Origin of the sequence: Massilibacteroides sp., assembly GCF_028705895.1 — a bacterium.
In the GTDB taxonomy this organism is placed as follows: Bacteria; Bacteroidota; Bacteroidia; order Bacteroidales; family Tannerellaceae; genus Massilibacteroides.
Map to the genome: position 1 here is coordinate 19,049 of NZ_JAQWCQ010000034.1, position 19,634 is coordinate 38,682.

Below are 19,634 nucleotides of genomic sequence, written 5' to 3' on the forward strand. Positions count from 1 at the left end.
ATGAAAGCAAAAAATAGTATAAAAAAGAATATAATTGGATTTTCCGCTTTAGCTTTATTAGGGCTAACCGGATGTAGCGATAGTTGGTTAGAACCTAAACCTTTATCATTCTACACACCGGAAAATTCATATGTAGATGCTGCGGGATTTTATGCCGCATTAACAACCTGCGAACGAAACATGCGACATGAATATTTTGGTGACGCATCGCCCATTATTACAGAAATGGTTCAATCCGATATTGCGGTAGAAGGTACAACAGACAAAGCGGGACCACAAATGGATATGGATGTTTCTCTTTTACCTGATGCAAGTTTAAATAATGGAGACAGGACTAAGGTCGGCTGGTATTGGTACGAAGGGTATAAAGGAATTAAATATGCTAATGTCGTCATTTCAAGAATTGATGATGCCGAATATACGAATGAAGAAGAACGTAATGCCGTTCTCGGAGCTGCTTATTTTCAGCGGGCATACAGGTATTACAAGTTAACCCACCAATTCGGAAATGTTCCTTATTTAGATTGGGAAATAACTGCTCCCAAGTATGATTTTTACACATACGATCGTTGGAGCATACTGGAACGTTTAGTGCCGGATATGGAGTTTGCTTACAAGTGGGTTTCTGACAATGTTGATAGAGGAAAAACTTCCAAGGCGGCATGTGGAGTGCTATTGATGAAACTGTGTATGTCCGTAGGTGATTTTGACCGGGCTATTGAAGTGGGAAAAGAAATTGTTGCTGCTCATCCCTTAATGACTCAACGTTTTACGGCCAACAAGACGAAGGAAAACACAAATTTAATGCATGATTTGCATAGTGTAGAAGCTAAATTGGACATGAGTAACACTGAAGGATTAATGTATGTCGTTTCATATCCGGAGATTGATGGTTCTGACAGAATTCAAACAATGCGTAACGGAGTTCCGTTCTGGAATAGTGGAGCCGTAAAAACTCCTGACGGGCAAACAGGAACAAGTGTGAGCGTAGCATCAGATGAAACGGATCCCGAAATGAACCTGAACAAAACTTATGGTAGAGGAATCGGAAGGCTTAGACCGACTGCTTATTTTCAACAAACAATATGGACTGAGAAAGAAAAAAACGATTTACGTAGTCCAAACAACAGAGATAGTTGGAAAAGCCCCGAAGATTTAAGATACAACAACCCAAGCCTGAAAGGAAAAAATGAATGGTACGGTAAGAATTTTGTTAAAAACCCAGCGATGTCTGTGGAAGACACAATCCGCTGTTGGTTCTCCTGGCCTCATTACAAATTATTTGTACCAGATCCATTACAGACCCAATGGGCCGGAGGTGAAACCCCTTGGTATATCTATCGTTCTGCGGAAGTTTATCTCATGATAGCAGAATGTTATTATTGGAAAAGCCAGCCTCAGGAAGCTGCAGAAATGCTTAATGTGGTTAGAGCAAGAGCCGGTGCAGATCCTTTGACAGCATCCGAGATCACAATTGGAAGTGTTTTGGATGAACGTGCAAGAGAATTATATTACGAAGAAAACCGACACGTTGAGTTGACTCGTATTGCATTCACTTATGCAAAGACAGGTAAAGCTTGTGAAGTTTTTGGAGGACGGACTTACAGTCTGGATAACATTTCAGGTCCCGGAGGAACAAACTCAAATATTAAGCAAACCGGCATTAACTTCTGGTATGATTGGGTCGTTGAAAAAAATAATTTCTACAATAAAGGAGTTAAGCATAAATGGGCAGAGTATAAAATAAGTGTTCATCACATGCTATGGCCGATTCCTGCTGACGCAATTAATACGAATTTAAAAGGCAAATTGAATCAGAATATAGGTTATCCTGGTGCTGAAAACAACATTGAGCCTCTTATTGTTCCTAAAGAAGGAACAGTATTAGGTCCGCAATGATGAGCTAAAATCGGATAATGCCTAAAAGAGTTAATAACTATTCTTTAGTTTACTTTTTTAGGCATTATCTATTCTTTGGAATTAGTAATGTTGTAAAAACTGTTGACGATAGTCCGAAGGGGTAAGGCCTGTTTTACGCTTAAACACTCTATTAAAATGAGTTATACTGTTAAATCCGCTTGACAGGCATATTTCAGAGACATCCATTTGCTTTCCTGAAAGCAACTTGCAGGCATAGCCTATACGAAGATCAAGAATATAATCCATAAATGTTTTTCCGGTTTTTTCTTTAAAATACCGACAAAAAGCAGTCACATTCATAGGGATCATCGCTGCCACAGTCTCAAGTTCAATCTTCTCAGCATAATGGTAATTAACAAACGACAAAATTTTCTCTAACCGATTATCCGAAAACAGAGATAAGGAGTTGTTGAATTGTCTGCTACCCAACACCTTCTTATTCTTATGCTTTGCCATAGCATCAAGGAGCAGAAGCAATGTTGTAAACCTATTAATACCTTTTTCCTGAGGTAGGATTTCTACCCTCTCTATCAATTCTTTATTAACAGAATTAGAGGAACAGGAAAAAAGAATTCCTCTTTTGGATTGTTCAAACAAATCTTTGATCGGTTTTAAATCCATATAATTTTCAATCGCATATGTCATAAATTCTTTTTGGAATTGTACAACAACGCCTTTAACCCGCATCGTGTTTTCCTCTAAAAAAAAATCAGGAGCACTACGCATATAATGAGGAAGGTTACTTCCCAGAAAGAATATATCACCGGAATTAAACGTTCCGGTCTGATCCGCAACAAAATATTCGCCGTATCCTTCCTTTATATAGATGATTTCATATTCACTATGAAAATGCCATGGATACGTAAAACGGTTATAATCATAATTTCGGGCAATGATTGGATTATATTCATTGATTGGCAACTGTTCATGCATGAAGCGATTTTTCATAACACCACTTATTTATTTGTTTTATATCATGTTACAGATCTATCCAACAGCAAATATAATGTTATTATCCGCAAATAAAGAGTATCCTATAACAAAGAAACAAACCTATCTTTGTTTGTGTCTGTTAATCTAAAAAAAATAGTTATGAAAACAACTCGAAGAGATTTTTTTAAGAAGTCATTTAAAGTCGGAGCCGGGCTTCTTATTGCTCCAACTATTGTTCCCGCCTCTGTATTCGGGTCTAATGCACCTTCCAATCGTATAAATATCGGGGCAATCGGTGTAGGCCGTATTTCCCGTGATCATGATATGCCGGGAGTCTGGAAATATGATGATGTGCGTATTATTGCGGCTGCCGATCCGGACACAAATCGTTTGGCTGATGCAAAACAACTTGTCGAAGGTTATTATTCTAAAAAACTTGGCAAACCTTATACTGGTGTAACGTTATATGAAAATTATCTTGACCTGCTTGCAAATAAAGATATTGATGCGGTTCTGATCAGTACACCCGATCATTGGCACGCAAAGAATGCCATAGATGCTGTCCGTGCGGGCAAGGATGTCTATCTGCAAAAACCAACGTCATTAACCATAGAAGAAGGGCGTAAGATGAGTGATGCCGTAAACTCCAGCGGGCGTATTCTTCAGATTGGTAGTCAACAACGTTCGATGGAACAATTCCGCGTAGCCTGTGAGTTGGTAAGAAACGGGCGTATTGGAGAACTCAAGAGCATTGAAGTTCGTTTACCGGGTGATCCTCCGGGAGGGAACCCGGAAGAAATGCCAATTCCTAAAGGTTTTAATTATGATCTGTGGCTGGGACAGACTCCCTATGTTCCTTATACGGTGGATAGGGTGCATCCTCAAAAGGGTTATAGCAGACCGGGTTGGTTACGTTGCGAACAATTTGGCGCAGGCATGATCACCGGTTGGGGAGCGCACCATTTTGATATTGCTCATTGGGCAATGGATAAAGAATACTCCGGTCCTGTTGAGATATATGGAAAGGCTGAATTTGCCACAGGTGGTTTATGGAATGTACACGGCGCTTATGAAACGGAAATGCTTTACGATAACGGCGTAATTGTAACAGGGACAACCGATAGCAAAGAGAAACCCAATGGAGTATTATTCACAGGAACAAAAGGCTGGATATTCGTAAGTCGTGGTGCTTATCAGGCATCGGCCAATGATCCAATCAGCACAACCTCCAAAGCTCTTCAGGCTTCTGACCCTAAAATTCTTTCACCGTTAACGGATAATGATCCGGTTCGTCTATACGTTAGTACAGACCATCACGGCAATTGGTTGGAAAGTGTAAGAACAAGAAAACAAAATATTACTCCGGCAGAAGTAGCTCACCGTTCTTGTACGGCATGCTTACTTCAGCATATCGCCATGAAACTGAATCGTAAATTATACTGGGATCCGATTCTTGAACGTTTTAAAGACGATGATGAAGCCAATTCTATGATTGCCAGACCTCACAGACCTCCTTATAATTTTTAAAACAGTATGCTATGAATATTCGGATTTTCTTTTTTTGCTTATTATCATCTTTATTTCTTGGCACAAAATCATACGGTCAAAAACAACTTATCCTGACAGTCAATGCAGGGGATTACAACCGGAATGAGAGTGTTGTTTCGGCTGATGTTTCTGTGTTGGGAACGGATGTTGATCTTTATGAGATAGTAGGGAAGAAAAAAATTAAAACAGCTTGTCAAGTGGACGAGGATGGGATTCTTCATTGGGTATTGTCCGGGAAAACGGCTTCGGGTGTTACGCGTACATATCTTGTGAAGCGTACGAAGAAGAAGGACACGTCAAGGGGAGATATGCAAACCATTAATAATGGAAAGGCTTTGATTCTGAAGAATGGGGATACAGAAATATTACATTATAATTATGCTACGGTTTATCCTCCCGAAGGGGTTGACCCGGCTTATCAGCGTAGTGGGTTTATTCATCCGGCTTATTCTCCGAAGGGAAACGTGTTGACGGCTATTCAGCCTAAGGACCATTATCATCATTACGGCATCTGGAATCCCTGGACACGCGTGGAGTATGAGGGAAAGGTATATGATCTTTGGAATCTGAGGGATAAACAGGGCACGGTTCGTGCACGTGATATTCGAACTACTTATAATGGGGATGTTTTCAACGGGTATGCGGCGAACTTAGATCATTATATTTTCACTGCTGTGAACGAGAAGGTGATTATGAATGAGGTTTGGAATGTGAAAGCATGGAATGTGACTGGCGGGTTATTATGGGACTTCGAGTCGGTTTTGAGTCCTTCTACGGCACTTCCGGTTCTGATCAAGGCATATCGTTATGCCGGTTTTGGTTGGCGGGCAACGCAGGAATGGACAAAAGAAAATTGTGAGATGTTTACTTCTGAAGGAAAGACCAGACAGGAAATTGACGGAACAAATGCCCGTTGGATATACGTTACCGGACAATGCGGAGAGAACGGACGTTCCGGTTTTTTAGTGATGGGATCTCCTGAAAATTACAATGCACCCGAACCTCTTCGTATCTGGGATGAGAAAGCAAACGGAGGTCGTGGAGATGCCTTTGTGAATTTCGCACCTACAAAAAACGAGGATTGGTTGTTGAATTCCGGTAATAAATACAGACTACGTTACCGCATCTTTACGTTTGACGGAGAGATGACAAAAGGACGTGCAGAGTCTTTATGGAATGATTTTGCCTATCCTCCTGAAGTAAAAATAAAGTAATCTGACAAATTTAGAGGTAGGTCTAACTAAATTTAGAGGTAGGTCTAAAATGATTTAGAGGTAGGTCTAAATTAAATAGGAATTTGTAAAAACTTGAAGAATATGAAAAAAGGGTTTATATATATATTACTGTTCGCATTTTACGCGACACTTTCTTTTGCGCAAAAGCAGGAAATATCGGCAGTTAAAGTAGGGAATCGCATCGATGTAGTGATCGGCAAACAATTTTTCACCAGTTATCATTTTAATCCGGATGAAAAATATCCGTTTTTCTTCCCTGTAAATGGTCCGGTATCCGGTGGTTCGGTTACCTCCATGCGCAATGGCGAATACCCGCATCACAGTTCATTATTTTTCGGATGCGACAAAGTGAACGGAGGAAATTATTGGCAGGAAGGACTGGAACGGGGACAAATACGTTCTATCGGAGCACGGATAGTAGAGGCTAAAGGGGAACGTGTGGTTATAGAAGACGAATGCATCTGGAAACGTCCGGATGCTCAGGCTCCAATCACCGACAGAAGAAAGATCACAATTTCATCCCCCTCAAAGGGAGTATATCAATTGGATTTTGACATTGAGATGGAGATGTTGATGGATGTAACGATTTTGAAAACCAATCATTCGCTTTTCAGTGCCCGTATTGATCCGGATCTGACTGTTAAACAAGGCGGGGTGATGGTCAACTCGGAAGGTGCTTCAGGTGAAAAGGCTACCTTTGGTGTGGGTTCTCCCTGGATTGATTGTTACGGTGAAAGGAAAACGGGAATTGAAGGGATCGTTATCATGCAACATCCTTCAAACAAATGGTATCCGTCTCCTTGGTTCACGAGAGATTATGGGTTTATCTCTCCTACCCCGATGTATTGGCCTGCTGACGACAAGGCGACTATCTTAAAGAAAGGAGAAACAATAAAATTAAAATACAGGGTTTTTGTTCACGCAGGAGATACGCAAACGGCGGGTATTAAAACCTTGTTCGAACAATATAAAGGAGAATAATAAAAAGAATAGAATTTTTGAGTATAAACATTATTGAGTAGTACAAATGGAAATCAATTTAAAAGGAAAGGTTGCCGTTGTAACCGGTGGCGGAGGCGTGCTGGGAGGAAGTATAGCACGTAGTCTTGTTGAGAATGGAGTAAGAGTCGTTATTCTGGATATTCGTCAGGAGCAGTTGGACAAACGGATTGCGGAACTATCTCCTTTAGGGGAAGTAATGGGGCTTGTTTGTAATGTGCTCGACATGAACAGTCTGGAGGAAACCAGACAGAAGTTGACGGAAAAATGGGGTGGTATAGATATTCTGATTAATGCCGCCGGTGGAAATATCCCCTCAGGAACACTGACGGAACAGCAAACGGTATTCGATATGGATATCGCGGCTTATAATAAGGTGACTGATCTTAACCTGAACGGTACGGTCTATCCTTGTTTGGTTTTCGGTAAATCTATGGCTGAAAAAGGTTCGGGAAGCATTATCAATGTCTCTTCTATGGCAACCTACTCTGCCATCACACGCGTACCGGGTTATTCCATCGCCAAAAGCGGAGTGAGTATTTTCACACAATGGTTAGCCATGGAAATGGCAATCAAGTTCAATGAAAAAATACGGGTAAATGCCTTAGCTCCGGGCTTCTTTATAGGTGATCAGAATCGCGCCGTATTGCTCAATCCGGATGGCAGTTATACGGAGCGCAGCCATAAAGTATTAGCACGCACACCAATGAAACGTTTTGGCGACATAACGGAACTAAACGGTATCGTTCATTTTCTTTGTTCGGAACATGCCAGTTTTATTACGGGAACGATCATCCCGGTTGACGGTGGATTCAGTTCATTTAGCGGCGTATAAGAAATGGCTCTAGAAAAAACATGGAGATGGTTCGGCCGGAAAGACACAGTTTCTCTGGCTGAACTCAAACAGATGGGTGTTGAGGGGGTAGTCACTGCTCTGCATGATATTCCCCCAGGTGAAGTCTGGCCTGTTGAAGAAATCAGGAAAGTCAGACAAGAAATTGAGTCTTACGGTATGCGTTGGAGTGTTGTAGAAAGTCTGCCTGTCTCGGAAGGGATCAAGATTTGTTCGGCCGATCGTCCAAAACTAATTGCGAACTACATAGCGTCTCTGCGCAATCTGGCAAAGGAAGGTGTTGATACGGTTTGTTATAATTTCATGCCTGTTCTGGATTGGGCTCGTACCGATCTGCATTATAAAGAGGCCAAAGGTGGAGAATCGATGTTGTTCGACTATCCAACTTTTGCGGCTTTTGATATTTTCTTGTTGAAACGGGAAAATGCTGAAAAAGAGTATCCCGATTCTATTATAGAAAAGGCCAAACGACTCCTTGACAAGATGTCGCCTGAACAACAGGAAGAACTGGCTCATAATATAATTGTTGTGACACAAGCTTTTATTCATGGTGTATTAGGAGACGACAGCACAAATTATATCGAACGTTTCCGGTCGTATCTGAATACGTACAAAGAAATCAACAGCGACAAGCTACGCGAGCATTTAGTTCGTTTCCTTCAGGATGTTGTTCCCGTTGCAGAAGAAGAGGGTATAAACCTCTGTATTCATCCGGATGACCCTCCTTTTCCATTACTTGGATTACCGCGCATTGCCAGCACACAGGAAGACTTTCGCTGGATATTACAACAGGTAGATTCTGTGGCTAACGGAGTAACTTTTTGTACAGGTTCTCTCTCCGGTTGTCGGAATAATGACATAGTTGCTATGGTAAAAGAGTTTGCACCTCGTATTCATTTTGTACATTTGCGGAATACGGCTCATCTGGAATACGGTAGTTTCTACGAATCCGGGCATTTAACGGGGGATGTGGATATATTTACCGTTGTGAAAGTTTTGCTGGAAGAACAGATAAGACGAAAAAAAGAAGGACGCAAAGATATTCGTATGCCTTTCCGTCCGGATCACGGTATTCGTATTCTGGATGATTACAATCGGAAAGCAAATCCCGGTTACCCGTTAGTCGGGCGTTTGAAAGGTCTTGCCGAAATCGACGGGCTTCAAACGGGAATCGAGAAGATGTTGACATTAAAATAAATTGATATGAAGAAATTCCTTATTGCATGTATGACTATTCTGATGGTTGGAACATCTTGTTCCCCCCAAAAAACAAACTCTACGCCTGAAGCAGCTTTCTCGGGAAAAGAAGGGGAAGTAAAGTTAATCACCCTTGATCCCGGACATTTTCATGCGGCATTGGTACAAAAATCATCTTATCCACAGGTAGCTAAGGATGTGTATGTTTATGCTCCGGAAGGAGATGACGTGCAAGAGCATTTGAAAAAGATTGCAGCCTATAATGCACGTACAGAGTCACCTACCGAATGGAATGAGATTGTTTACACAGGCCCTGATTTCCTGCAAAAAATGCTGACAGAAAAGAAAGGCAACGTGATGGTTACCGCCGGAAACAATGGAAAGAAGACGGATTACATTAAGCAAACACTTGCTGCAGGTATAAATGTGCTCGCGGACAAACCGATGGCGATCAATTCGGCTAATTTTGAAGTATTGAAAGAATGCTTTGAGATCGCTCGGGAGAAGGGCGTCTTATTGTACGATATTATGACTGAACGTCATGAGATCACGACCATTCTTCAACGTGAGCTATCTCTTTTACCAACGGTTTACGGCACTCAATTAGCCGGCACTCCTGAAGATCCGGCTATTGTGAAGGAGAGTGTGCATCATTTCTTCAAAGTCGTTTCCGGAAATCCACTAAAACGCCCGGCCTGGTTCTTTGATGTTGAGCAACAAGGGGAAGGCATTGTGGATGTATCGACCCACTTGGTAGATATGATTCAATGGGAGGCTTTTCCTGGCGTGATTATCGATTATAACAAGGATATTGAACTATTAGATGCCAATCGTTGGGCAACTCCGATGTCGCTTGCTGAGTTTAAGGAAGTAACGGGAGAAGACAAGTATCCTGATTTTCTTCAGAAGGATGTAAAAGGTGAAACATTAAATGTATATGCCAACGGAGATATCATCTATAAAATAAAAGGAATTCATGCGAAAGTGCTTGTTAAATGGAATTACACTTATCCTGAAGGTGGTGGTGATACGCATTTCTCAGTGATGAAAGGCAGCAAATCCAATTTGGTGATCCGTCAGGATAAAGAGCAGAACTACACTCCTGAACTATTTATTGAAACAACAGGGGTAACCGATAATGCGGCCTACGAAACCGAGCTGCAAAAAGAAATAGAAACGTTGGCAGGGAAATATCCGGGTGTAGGAATTGCTAAAATCAAAGATGGTGTGTGGCAAATACAGATACCGGCAAAATATCGCGTAGGGCATGAAGCTCATTTCGGACAGGTTACCGAAAACTTCCTGCAATACCTGAAAGACGGCAAACTACCCGAATGGGAAGTTCCGAATATGATTACAAAATATTATATCACGACAAAAGCATTGGAGATAGCGAAAAACAAAAAATAAACAAAAAAGCCTTGAGAAACACCCCAAGGCTTTTTTATTATTTCAGATCCGTTTCTTCATTCATGTCTAACTCGTTTTTATCGGAATCATAGAAACGATATTCTAAAAACGCCAGACTCTGATCCGGAATGATTTTCATATTGAAAGAGTACTTAAATTTCCACTTCCAACTCAAAGGGTAAAATCCCTTGTTTAAAAACGCTGCGATGTACGGATGTACGTGCAGGACGAATTTCTTCATGTGATGTTTGTTTACCAAACAATCTATTTTACCTTCCAGACTATCCGTAAACAGAATTGAAGGCTTGGACGTTCCCGTACCAAAACAGGTAGGGCATTGCTCCGTTGTCTTTACGTCCATCTCGGGACGTACCCGCTGACGGGTAATTTGCATCAAACCAAATTTACTTAACGGTAGGATATTATGCTTGGCACGATCTGTAGCCATAACCGAAGTCATATGTTCGAATAATTTCTGCCGGTTAGCAGGTTCTCCCATATCAATAAAGTCGATCACAATAATTCCTCCTAAATCACGAAGACGGAGCTGACGGGCTATTTCATCCGCCGCAGCCGTGTTAACATCGATTGCGGTCTTCTCCTGAGCATCACTGCCTTTGGAACGATTACCGCTATTTACATCGATCACGTGCATCGCCTCTGTGTGTTCGATAATAAGATAGGCTCCACTCTTATACGTAACAGTACGTCCAAATAAGGACTTGATCTGTTTTGTGATTGCAAAATTATCAAAGATCGGAATTTCACCTGAATATAGCTGGACGATGTTTTCACGTCCGGGAGCTATCAACGTAACGTAGTCTTTCAGGTTATTATAGACGTCTTTGTCATTTACATAAATATTCTGAAACGATGGATTAAAAATGTCTCTCAGCAACGCAACCGAGCGCGCTGTTTCTTCATAAATAATGCTTGGAGCTTTTACTTTGCTCACTTTCGGGATATTGTCTTCCCATCGTTTCAATAATGTCTTTAATTCATGATCAAGTTCGGCAACACGCTTGCCTTCTGATGAGGTACGTACAATGACACTAAAGTTCTTCGGTTTAATGCTTTGTATCAATTGTCGCAATCGTGCGCGCTCTTCGTTAGACTTGATTTTTGTGGAAACCGATACCTTATCTGCAAAAGGAATCAAGACAATGTATCTTCCGGCAAAAGAAAGTTCGGAAGTAAGTCTTGGCCCTTTAGTAGAAATTGGCTCTTTTGCTATCTGAACCAATACTTCCTGTCCAACTTTCAATACATCACCAATACTTCCATCTTTTTCAATTTCCGGAAGTATCTGCATCTTAGGCACAGCAACCGCCTTTTTGGGATCACCAAGAGCTTGTTTCAGATATTTTTGTTGAGTATTAAAATTCGGACCTAAATCCAGATAATGAAGAAATGCATCCTTTTTATATCCTACATCAATGAAAGCAGCGTTTAAGCCCGGCATCAGTTTCTTAACTCTACCAAGGTAAATGTCACCAACTGCGAAAGACACATTGCGGGCTTCCTTTTGTAGCTCCACCAAACTTTTGTCTTCAAGTACGGCGATAGATACCTCTTTGGGCTGTACATCGACTACTAATTCACTAATCACTCTATAAAAAGTTTATTATATGACCTTCCATAATACGCAAAGAACAAACTTAAAAGGTCATAGATTAAGTTTGTTCTTCAGAGTTCTTTTTAACAGATAGCTTTATTTCTTTTTATGCCTGTTTTTTTTCAGTCTCTTTTTGCGCTTGTGCGTTGACATTTTATGTCTTTTTCTTTTTTTTCCGCTTGGCATTGCTTTTTTGTTTTAAAAATTAGACTTTATGTGAATTATTTTACCTTACTCAAAAATGTTTTTGCTGGTTTAAACGAAGGAATATTATGTTCCGGGATGATTATCGTAGTATTTTTCGAGATATTACGAGCTGTCTTTTGAGCTCTTTTCTTTACAACGAAACTTCCGAAACCTCTTAAATATACATTATCCCCATTTGCCAACGAATCTTTTACGATCTCCATGAAAGATTCAACGCTTGCTAACACTGAATGTTTGTCAACTCCCGTGTTTTTAGAAATTTCGTTTACGATATCTGCTTTAGTCATGTCTATAGATAATTAATTGATTTAAACCTATTAATTTTTTGGAATGCAAATATATAGCTTTTTTCCATAGCGATGAAACAAAAGCATCCTATTTTGATAAAAAAGATTCTACAACCGGTTCTGAATCCGATAGTTTGCCTTATTATATATTAATGTATAGTGTTGAAAACCGTATAAAGTCATTAGTTCGCCTTAGGCATTGTTTCGTATTCTATTAGTTTATAGTTTTGCGTCATAATTATTCGATTATATAATATGCAAAAAATAATATCATACCCACTTTCAGCCATTTACTATTTAATGCTTGGCTGCACTTTAGTTATATTTCATCCAATTCAATGGTTATGCTTTAATCTGTTCGGTTATCAGGCACATAAAAAAAGCGTGGATGCACTCTGCTTCTTTCTTGTTCTCAATACCTATATTCTAGGAACCAGATATAAGATTGAAAATTTAGAGAAACTGCCAACAGAAGGTCCGCTAATTATAGCGGCTAACCACCAGAGCTTTTATGACATCACTACTATTGGTTGGTTTCTGCGCAAAGTACATGTTAAATATATCAGTAAAATTGAATTAGGGAAAGGCATTCCAAGCGTTTCCTACAATCTGAATCATGGAGGATCAGTCCTGATTAACAGAAAAGACCCCAAACAATCCATTACAGCGGTAAAGCAGATGGCAGAATATATCGAACAGAACAAACGTTCAGCCGTCATATTTCCGGAAGGAACAAGAAGCACCACAGGCGCACCGCGACCTTTTGCCGAAAGCGGATTAAAAGTTCTCTGTAAATACGCACCCTCAGCAAAAATGATTCCGGTCACAATAAATAATTCGTGGAAAATGACCAGATGGGGAAATTTCCCGTTAGGATTAGGAAATAAAATATGCCTTACGATTCACAATCCAATTTCTATAAAAGACACATCTTTCGACGAAATTTTTGATAAGACACAAAAAGCGGTTATCGGGAGCATTAGGTAAAATGTATAAATTGGATAAGAGCAACGTCTTCCGATAAAAACGGCAAAAAGCTAAAATACTTTTTTATTTAGAAAACACGTTACTCTGAGAAAAATAAAAAAAAGGACTACTTTTGCCGTTCTTTTAGCAATACATACATGGTTTCAATAGACGGATTAACGGTTGAGTTTGGTGGGAGTACGCTTTTTGCAGATATCTCATTTGTTATTAACGAGAAAGACAGGATTGCCTTAATGGGCAAGAATGGAGCAGGAAAATCTACTCTACTCAAGATATTAGCAGGGGTAAGAGATCCCTCCAGAGGGAAAGTGTCAGCACCAAAGGATACGGTAATTGCTTACCTGCCTCAACACTTGATGACGGAAGATGGACGAACGGTCTTTGAGGAAACAGCTCAGGCGTTCGCCCATCTTCATGCAATGGAGGCTGAAATAGAGGAGATCAACAAAGAATTAGAGACGCGTACGGACTACGATTCCGAAAGTTATTATGCTTTGATCGAACGGGTTTCTACATTAAGTGAGAAATTCTATTCTATTGAAGAAATCAATTATGATGCCGATATTGAAAAGACCTTACTTGGACTTGGATTCAAACGTAGTGATTTCACTCGTGACACAAGCGAATTCAGTGGAGGTTGGCGTATGCGTATTGAGTTGGCAAAACTTTTACTTAAGAAACCGGATGTATTATTACTAGACGAACCGACGAATCATTTAGACATTGAGTCTATCCAATGGCTGGAAGATTTTCTGATTGATAACGGACAAGCTGTAGTAGTAATCAGTCATGACAGGGCTTTTGTAGATCGGATCACAACTCGTACTATTGAAGTAACCATGGGGCGAATCTATGATTATAAAGTAAACTATAGTTCTTATCTGCAGCTAAGACAAGAAAGACGCGAGCAACAACAAAAGGCATTTAATGAACAGCAAAAGATGATCGCGGAAACGACCGAGTTTATTGAACGGTTTAAAGGGACTTACTCAAAAACGCTTCAGGTACAAAGCCGTGTAAAAATGCTTGAAAAATTAGAATTAGTAGAGGTGGATGAGGAAGATACCTCTGCACTTCGACTGAAATTTCCTCCCTCTCCCCGATCAGGAAATTATCCGGTAATTATTGAAGGTGTAGGCAAAAGTTACGACGAACATAAGATCTTTGCAAATGCCAACCTGACCATCGAACGGGGGGATCGCATTGCTTTTGTGGGTAAAAACGGGGAAGGTAAATCTACACTCGTGAAATGCATTATGAAAGAAATTGTGCATGACGGAACTTTAACCATAGGTCATAACGTAATGATTGGCTATTTTGCGCAGAATCAAGCGTCCCTTTTGGATGAAAACTTAACGGTGTTTCAGACAATTGATGATGTAGCGAAAGGAGACATTCGGAATAAAATCCGGGATCTTTTAGGAGCATTTATGTTTGGTGGTGAAAACTCAACGAAGAAGGTTAAAGTACTTTCCGGAGGAGAACGTACACGTCTGGCTATGATCAAATTATTACTGGAACCGGTTAACCTGTTGATTCTTGATGAACCAACTAACCACTTAGATTTAAAGACAAAGGACATCTTAAAACAAGCCTTGATAGACTTTGATGGTACTTTAATCGTTGTTTCTCATGATCGTGATTTCTTAGATGGATTAGTGACAAAAGTCTATGAGTTCGGCAACGGAAAAGTTGTTGAACATTTAGAGGGGATATACGAGTTCATGCAACGAAAAAAGATGGAGAATCTACGCGAATTGGAACGTAAGAACTAAATTCTTATGCCAAAACTAAGTGTAATATCCATCGTAGAATGTTCTACGTCTTCGTAATATCTATAATGTGTACGACGAAAGAATTGCCGGCTTGTCAATAGAATATTCCAGTTTTGAGGGGAAGAATACATCAAATTGGTGCTAAACACAGTTAACCGGGCATTACCGGTATCTCCTTGGACATTTAATGTCAAAGGATCGACCGTAGTCCAATCTATATTGGGTTCATACCCTTTCCATGTGAAGATATGATAGTTCTCACCTTGCAAGAGAAAACTCCAACTTTTTTTATAAGTAATACCTATCGAGTTCTTCAGGCTATACCCGCTTCCCATATTATAATCCCGGTTATCCACTTTAAAATAATCCGACGTACTAGCCCCAAGCAACACCGTATTAGCATAAACTTCTGCAAAAATCGCGACAGGATTAGAAGGAGTTTCTTTTCTTTGATAAATAAGCCCACCACCAAACGCTGCAGCTTCGGAAATACGATAAGGAGCTATTGCTTCCCCGTCTTTTCCCATTTTAAGTTTTGAATCATAATAATCAAAATGCTGAAATATACCAGCTGTTAAATTTTTATTTTCTTTTGTCCATATATTTTTTCCCCAAATAGCACCTATCGCATTTACCTGAGAGATGAGCGGTTGGTCTGAAAAGAAATCCGCCCCAAGTTTTAAATGAAACCACTCATAAGGAGAGAAATAATCGTCTTCGTATAAATCTCCATAATCAACACGTAATGTTAGATTCATTCCTGCCGACTTATTATCTAAATTTTCTTCTTCTGCCAGATAACGTCCTCCAAGACTAACCGTAAAATCAACTGGAACTTTTTCGAAAGCACGACCTTTATAAACACGAGACTTCCAGGCATCGCCCGAAATAAGACGGTTTAACCCTCGAATCGGCGAAATAACACCTGACAGAATTTCTCTTCCAACCCTTTCAGCTCCGGAAGATCGATCATCAAGAAACAGATCAGAGAGTCTATAGGTTATCTCACCCAATTCAATACCACCAAAGGACGTGGCAAACATATCATTGATAGAAGGTGATTCAATTTCCATAAAGAACTCCCACATCAAACTTCCTCCGATTGTATATGGTATAGATTCCCAGAAACTCATACCATTACTTCTTGCCGAATTAAAATACAGTGAGCCATGATATGGATGTGCAAAAAGATTGGTTGAAAACATATCCGTATCCCATACGGGCAATGTCTTCAGATTTCTTTTTATAGAGTGACTATTGATTTTTGCAAAATCTTCATTCATTATAAATCTATCAAAAGCCCACACTCCCATGTTCAGACCAAAAACCTCTCCGGCAGCTTTCCAAGGCTGTTTCTGAATGACCCTTATTGAATCAGAAGTATAATTTCTTTTTTTTTCTTGGGGAATTGTCTGTCCATTCACGGCAAAGACAGAGATACAGAACAATAGTAGTATGAGATAATATTTTGTCATCCGCTTTATGTAATCGTTAGAAAAAGCAAAGCTATATATAATAAACAAGGCATTATTAGTTTGGTTTAAATTATGATTGGGTTATAGTTTCATAAATGGATAAGCTAAACATTAATTCATTATTTTTGCAGAAAAAAACAGAATGATAGATTTTATAACCGCATGCGACTATCTGGGAACATTTGCCTTTGCAATTAGTGGGATCAGACTTGCTTCTGCTAAACAATTTGATTGGTTCGGAGCCTATGTTGTTGGATTGGTTACGGCCGTCGGAGGAGGTACGGTAAGAGATATCTTATTAAACGCAAGTCCTTTTTGGATGGAACAGCCTTCTTATCTGATTATCTCAGGATTGGCACTCTTATACGTCATCATTTTCAGAAAATATTTGATCCGACTGAATAATACCCTCTTTACATTTGACGCTATTGGTTTGGGATTGTTTGTCGTGGTAGGAATTTCTAAAACATTAAGTTTTGGTTTCCCCATGTGGGTCGCTATTGTAATGGGCACAATAACAGGTTCTTTCGGAGGAATGACTCGTGATATTTTAATTAATGAAGAACCATTGGTCTTTCGTAAAGATATATATGCCCTTGCTTGCGTTTTTGGCGGTATAATTTATTATATATGCCTACTCTGCGGACTTGATGACTCTCTGACACAATTTCTGGCAGCCGTCAGCGTATTTATTGTACGTGTTGTTGCTGTTAAATACCATATAAGCGTTCCCGTATTAAAGGGAGAAGAGTAAATTATTTATTACCTTTGTAACATAACAACGATAAAACATGAACACGCTGCAGGAAAAAGTTTCTATCTTATTAATCTATACCGGTGGAACAATCGGCATGATAGAAAACTCCGAAACAGGTGTACTGGAGTCTTTTAATTTTGAACACTTGAAAGATAATATGCCTGAATTAAAGAAACTCGGGTATATCATTGACTCCCTACAATTTGACCCGCCTATGGACTCGTCAGAAATGGGTCCTGAATCCTGGAAGAAATTGGTTCGTATTATCTCTGAAAACTACCAAAGATATGACGGATTCGTTATCCTTCACGGAACAGACACCATGTCTTTTACGGCTTCAGCACTTAGTTTCATGCTTGAGAATCTGAGTAAACCGGTTATACTTACCGGTTCTCAGTTACCAATCGGTATGTTAAGAACGGATGGAAAAGAAAATCTGATTACTGCTATTGAAATTGCTGCAGCTAAAGAAAATGGCATGCCTGTAGTTCCGGAAGTATGTATTTTTTTTGAAAACAGTTTGCTTAGAGGCAACAGAACACGTAAAATAAATGCAGATAATTTTAATGCTTTTCGTTCCTATAATTATCCTGCACTTGCGCATGCTGGCATCTATATAAAATACGATACAACACAAATTTACCATCCTGTGTTACGCAAACCTCTCAAAGCGCATTATTTATTAGATCGGAATATTGCTATTCTGAAGCTATTTCCCGGAATATCACAACAGGTAGTTGAAAGTATCTTGAATATACCGGGACTAAAAGGAGTAGTCATGGAAACATTTGGTAGTGGAAATGCGCCAAGTTATGAATGGCTTTTAAAAATGCTAAAAGAAGCTGTTGGACGAGGAATTGTTATAGTAAATGTGTCTCAATGTATTGCAGGAAGTGTGGAAATGCTTCGTTATGAGACTGGACATAAATTGTTGGAAGCCGGAGTAATCAGTGGTTATGATTCCACAACGGAAAGTGCCGTAGCAAAACTTATGTTTTTGTTTGGGCATGGCTTATCTCCTGAAGAAGTTATTGAGCATATGAACTGTTCTCTTATCGGAGAAATTACTATTCCGGAGAACTTCCAGCATAAATAAACAAAGAGTTGAGGATTTAAATGTGTGGAGATTATTAGGATATGAAACTATCATTTCTATGTTTGGCCAGTGGCAGCAGTGGAAACTGCTACTATTTAGGGACACAAGAATACGGAATACTTATTGATGCCGGCATTGGCATACGCACCATAAAAAAAGTATTAAAGGACAGAGGGATTGACTTTGAACGTGTAATCGGAGTTATCATTACACATGATCATGCAGATCACATAAAAACAGTAGGCTGTTTAGGCGAAAAATATAATATTCCTATTTATGCAACAGAGATGGTACACAGAGGAATAGAAAAAAGCCGTTATGTAGAAGAAGTACTCTATCAATCTAAACGAATTATTGAAAAAGAAATTTCTTTTCAGATTAAAGATTTTAGAATAACAGCATTTGAAGTTCCTCACGACAGTACCGATAATGTAGGATACTATATTGAATTCGGAGAACAACGATTCACCATAGCAACTGACGTAGGCCATATCACGGAAACAATTTCCAAATACCTTTGTAAAGCAAACAGACTCATTCTGGAAGCCAATTACGATGAAGAGATGCTCAAATTCGGTTCCTATCCTGCATTTCTAAAAGAACGTGTATCAAGCCCTACCGGTCATTTAAGCAACCGTGAAGCCGCAGAATTTCTTGCGACACATTACACTCCTGAATTGAAAGACGTTTGGCTTTGCCATCTAAGCAAAGACAACAACCACCCGGAATTAGTATATAAAACAATAGATATCAGGCTATTTCAGGAAGGCGTACGCGTAGGTAAGGATATATCTTTACATGTTTTGAAACGAACTACTCCATCAGAAGTTTTCGTGTTTGAATAAAATGCTACGGGAGAAAAACAAATAAAAGTTTGCAGAGAAAAAATTAAACACATATCTTTGCACCCGCAATAAAAGCAAAAAGACTTGGTAGCTCAGTTGGTAGAGCAAATGACTCTTAATCATTGGGTCGAGGGTTCGAGCCCCTCCCAGGTCACTTCTTGAGAAAAATAAAATCCCCAATCGGTTAATTATAAGCCTTTTGGGGATTTTTGTTTTATGAGTTGCACAACATTTGCAAAATATATCAGTAAATATTTTAAATCACTTAATAAAATATGTTAATTGAAAATGTGATAGTATAAAAATTAAAAATGATTTTATATTAAATGCAAGTATTTTATATTTTGTTGTTAATTTTAGATTATATGGGATCAGCGGATTTTCTCGGTGGATATCCTTCCTTTCATACGTAAATTATGTCTGTGAAATCACGTTTAAATAGGTGATTTCGGTTAATAACTCAATTTTTAGACAAAGAAAAGGCAGCACTCTTCT

The 19,634-nt window shown here is 39.4% G+C and carries 16 protein-coding genes and 1 tRNA gene; 13 read left to right on the top strand and 4 right to left on the bottom strand.

All coding sequences use genetic code 11. The annotated features are described in order from the left end of the window. Positions 1–1,899, top strand: coding sequence for a RagB/SusD family nutrient uptake outer membrane protein (locus PHT93_RS09735; RefSeq protein ID WP_300242267.1), 1,899 nt, complete (start codon positions 1–3; stop codon positions 1,897–1,899). 81 nt (positions 1,900–1,980) lie between these two features. Here PHT93_RS09735 and PHT93_RS09740 read toward each other — a convergent pair whose 3' ends face one another. Next, a complete protein-coding gene (locus PHT93_RS09740) occupies positions 1,981–2,868 on the bottom strand; it encodes an AraC family transcriptional regulator (RefSeq protein WP_300242269.1) in 888 nt (295 codons plus the stop codon). A 144-nt stretch (positions 2,869–3,012) separates the two neighbouring features. On the opposite strand from PHT93_RS09740, the gene PHT93_RS09745 reads away from it, so the two are divergent. The 6 genes from PHT93_RS09745 (at position 3,013) to PHT93_RS09770 (ending at position 10,095) form a co-directional block, all read left to right on the top strand. Beyond that, positions 3,013–4,380 carry a Gfo/Idh/MocA family oxidoreductase gene (locus PHT93_RS09745; RefSeq protein ID WP_300242271.1) on the top strand — a complete coding sequence of 456 codons (1,368 nt, stop codon included), beginning with the start codon at positions 3,013–3,015 and terminating at the stop codon, positions 4,378–4,380. An 11-nt stretch (positions 4,381–4,391) separates the two neighbouring features. Further along, the gene (locus PHT93_RS09750) at positions 4,392–5,615 is read left to right on the top strand and encodes a PmoA family protein (protein ID WP_300242273.1); all 1,224 of its coding nucleotides are present in this window, start codon (positions 4,392–4,394) and stop codon (positions 5,613–5,615) included. A gap of 102 nt (positions 5,616–5,717) precedes the next feature. Continuing rightward, positions 5,718–6,617, top strand: a complete 900-nt coding sequence (locus tag PHT93_RS09755; RefSeq protein ID WP_300242275.1) for a PmoA family protein — start codon at positions 5,718–5,720, stop codon at positions 6,615–6,617. A gap of 46 nt (positions 6,618–6,663) precedes the next feature. After that, the gene (locus tag PHT93_RS09760) at positions 6,664–7,470 is read left to right on the top strand and encodes an SDR family oxidoreductase (RefSeq protein WP_300242278.1); all 807 of its coding nucleotides are present in this window, start codon (positions 6,664–6,666) and stop codon (positions 7,468–7,470) included. 3 nt (positions 7,471–7,473) lie between these two features. After that, positions 7,474–8,685: a mannonate dehydratase gene (gene uxuA, locus PHT93_RS09765; RefSeq protein WP_300242281.1), complete on the top strand. Its 1,212-nt coding sequence runs from the start codon at positions 7,474–7,476 to the stop codon at positions 8,683–8,685. A 6-nt stretch (positions 8,686–8,691) separates the two neighbouring features. Further along, positions 8,692–10,095 carry a putative oxidoreductase C-terminal domain-containing protein gene (locus PHT93_RS09770; RefSeq protein WP_300242284.1) on the top strand — a complete coding sequence of 468 codons (1,404 nt, stop codon included), beginning with the start codon at positions 8,692–8,694 and terminating at the stop codon, positions 10,093–10,095. 37 nt (positions 10,096–10,132) lie between these two features. Here the strand turns inward: PHT93_RS09770 and PHT93_RS09775 are convergent, their stop codons facing one another. Both PHT93_RS09775 and PHT93_RS09780 read right to left on the bottom strand, forming a co-directional pair. Next, the gene (locus PHT93_RS09775; RefSeq protein WP_300242286.1) at positions 10,133–11,704 is read right to left on the bottom strand and encodes an Rne/Rng family ribonuclease; all 1,572 of its coding nucleotides are present in this window, start codon (positions 11,702–11,704) and stop codon (positions 10,133–10,135) included. Between the two features lie 227 nt (positions 11,705–11,931). After that, a complete protein-coding gene (locus tag PHT93_RS09780) occupies positions 11,932–12,204 on the bottom strand; it encodes an HU family DNA-binding protein (protein ID WP_300242289.1) in 273 nt (90 codons plus the stop codon). Positions 12,205–12,459: 255 nt separating this feature from the next. Here PHT93_RS09780 and PHT93_RS09785 point away from each other — a divergent pair, with 255 nt between their 5' ends. Together PHT93_RS09785 and PHT93_RS09790 are read left to right on the top strand one after the other, a co-directional pair. Next, positions 12,460–13,191, top strand: coding sequence for a lysophospholipid acyltransferase family protein (locus PHT93_RS09785; RefSeq protein WP_300242291.1), 732 nt, complete (start codon positions 12,460–12,462; stop codon positions 13,189–13,191). 137 nt (positions 13,192–13,328) lie between these two features. After that, complete coding sequence (locus tag PHT93_RS09790; protein ID WP_300242293.1) at positions 13,329–14,966, top strand: ABC-F family ATP-binding cassette domain-containing protein; 1,638 nt, start codon at positions 13,329–13,331, stop codon at positions 14,964–14,966. Here the strand turns inward: PHT93_RS09790 and PHT93_RS09795 are convergent. Further along, positions 14,963–16,441, bottom strand: a complete 1,479-nt coding sequence (locus PHT93_RS09795; RefSeq protein ID WP_300242295.1) for a DUF3943 domain-containing protein — start codon at positions 16,439–16,441, stop codon at positions 14,963–14,965. The two genes, PHT93_RS09790 and PHT93_RS09795, sit on opposite strands and share 4 nt — an antisense overlap. Before the next feature lie 142 nt (positions 16,442–16,583). Between PHT93_RS09795 and PHT93_RS09800 the strand changes: the two genes are divergently transcribed. The 4 genes from PHT93_RS09800 (at position 16,584) to PHT93_RS09815 (ending at position 19,293) form a co-directional block, all read left to right on the top strand. Then, entirely contained in the window at positions 16,584–17,195 is a 612-nt protein-coding gene (locus PHT93_RS09800) for a trimeric intracellular cation channel family protein (protein ID WP_300242297.1), read from the top strand. Between the two features lie 37 nt (positions 17,196–17,232). Then, a complete protein-coding gene (locus tag PHT93_RS09805; RefSeq protein WP_300242299.1) occupies positions 17,233–18,294 on the top strand; it encodes a type I asparaginase in 1,062 nt (353 codons plus the stop codon). A 41-nt stretch (positions 18,295–18,335) separates the two neighbouring features. Next, complete coding sequence (locus PHT93_RS09810) at positions 18,336–19,139, top strand: MBL fold metallo-hydrolase (protein WP_300242301.1); 804 nt, start codon at positions 18,336–18,338, stop codon at positions 19,137–19,139. An 81-nt stretch (positions 19,140–19,220) separates the two neighbouring features. Further along, positions 19,221–19,293 (top strand) — tRNA-Lys (locus tag PHT93_RS09815). The last annotated feature ends 341 nt before the right edge of the window (positions 19,294–19,634 follow it).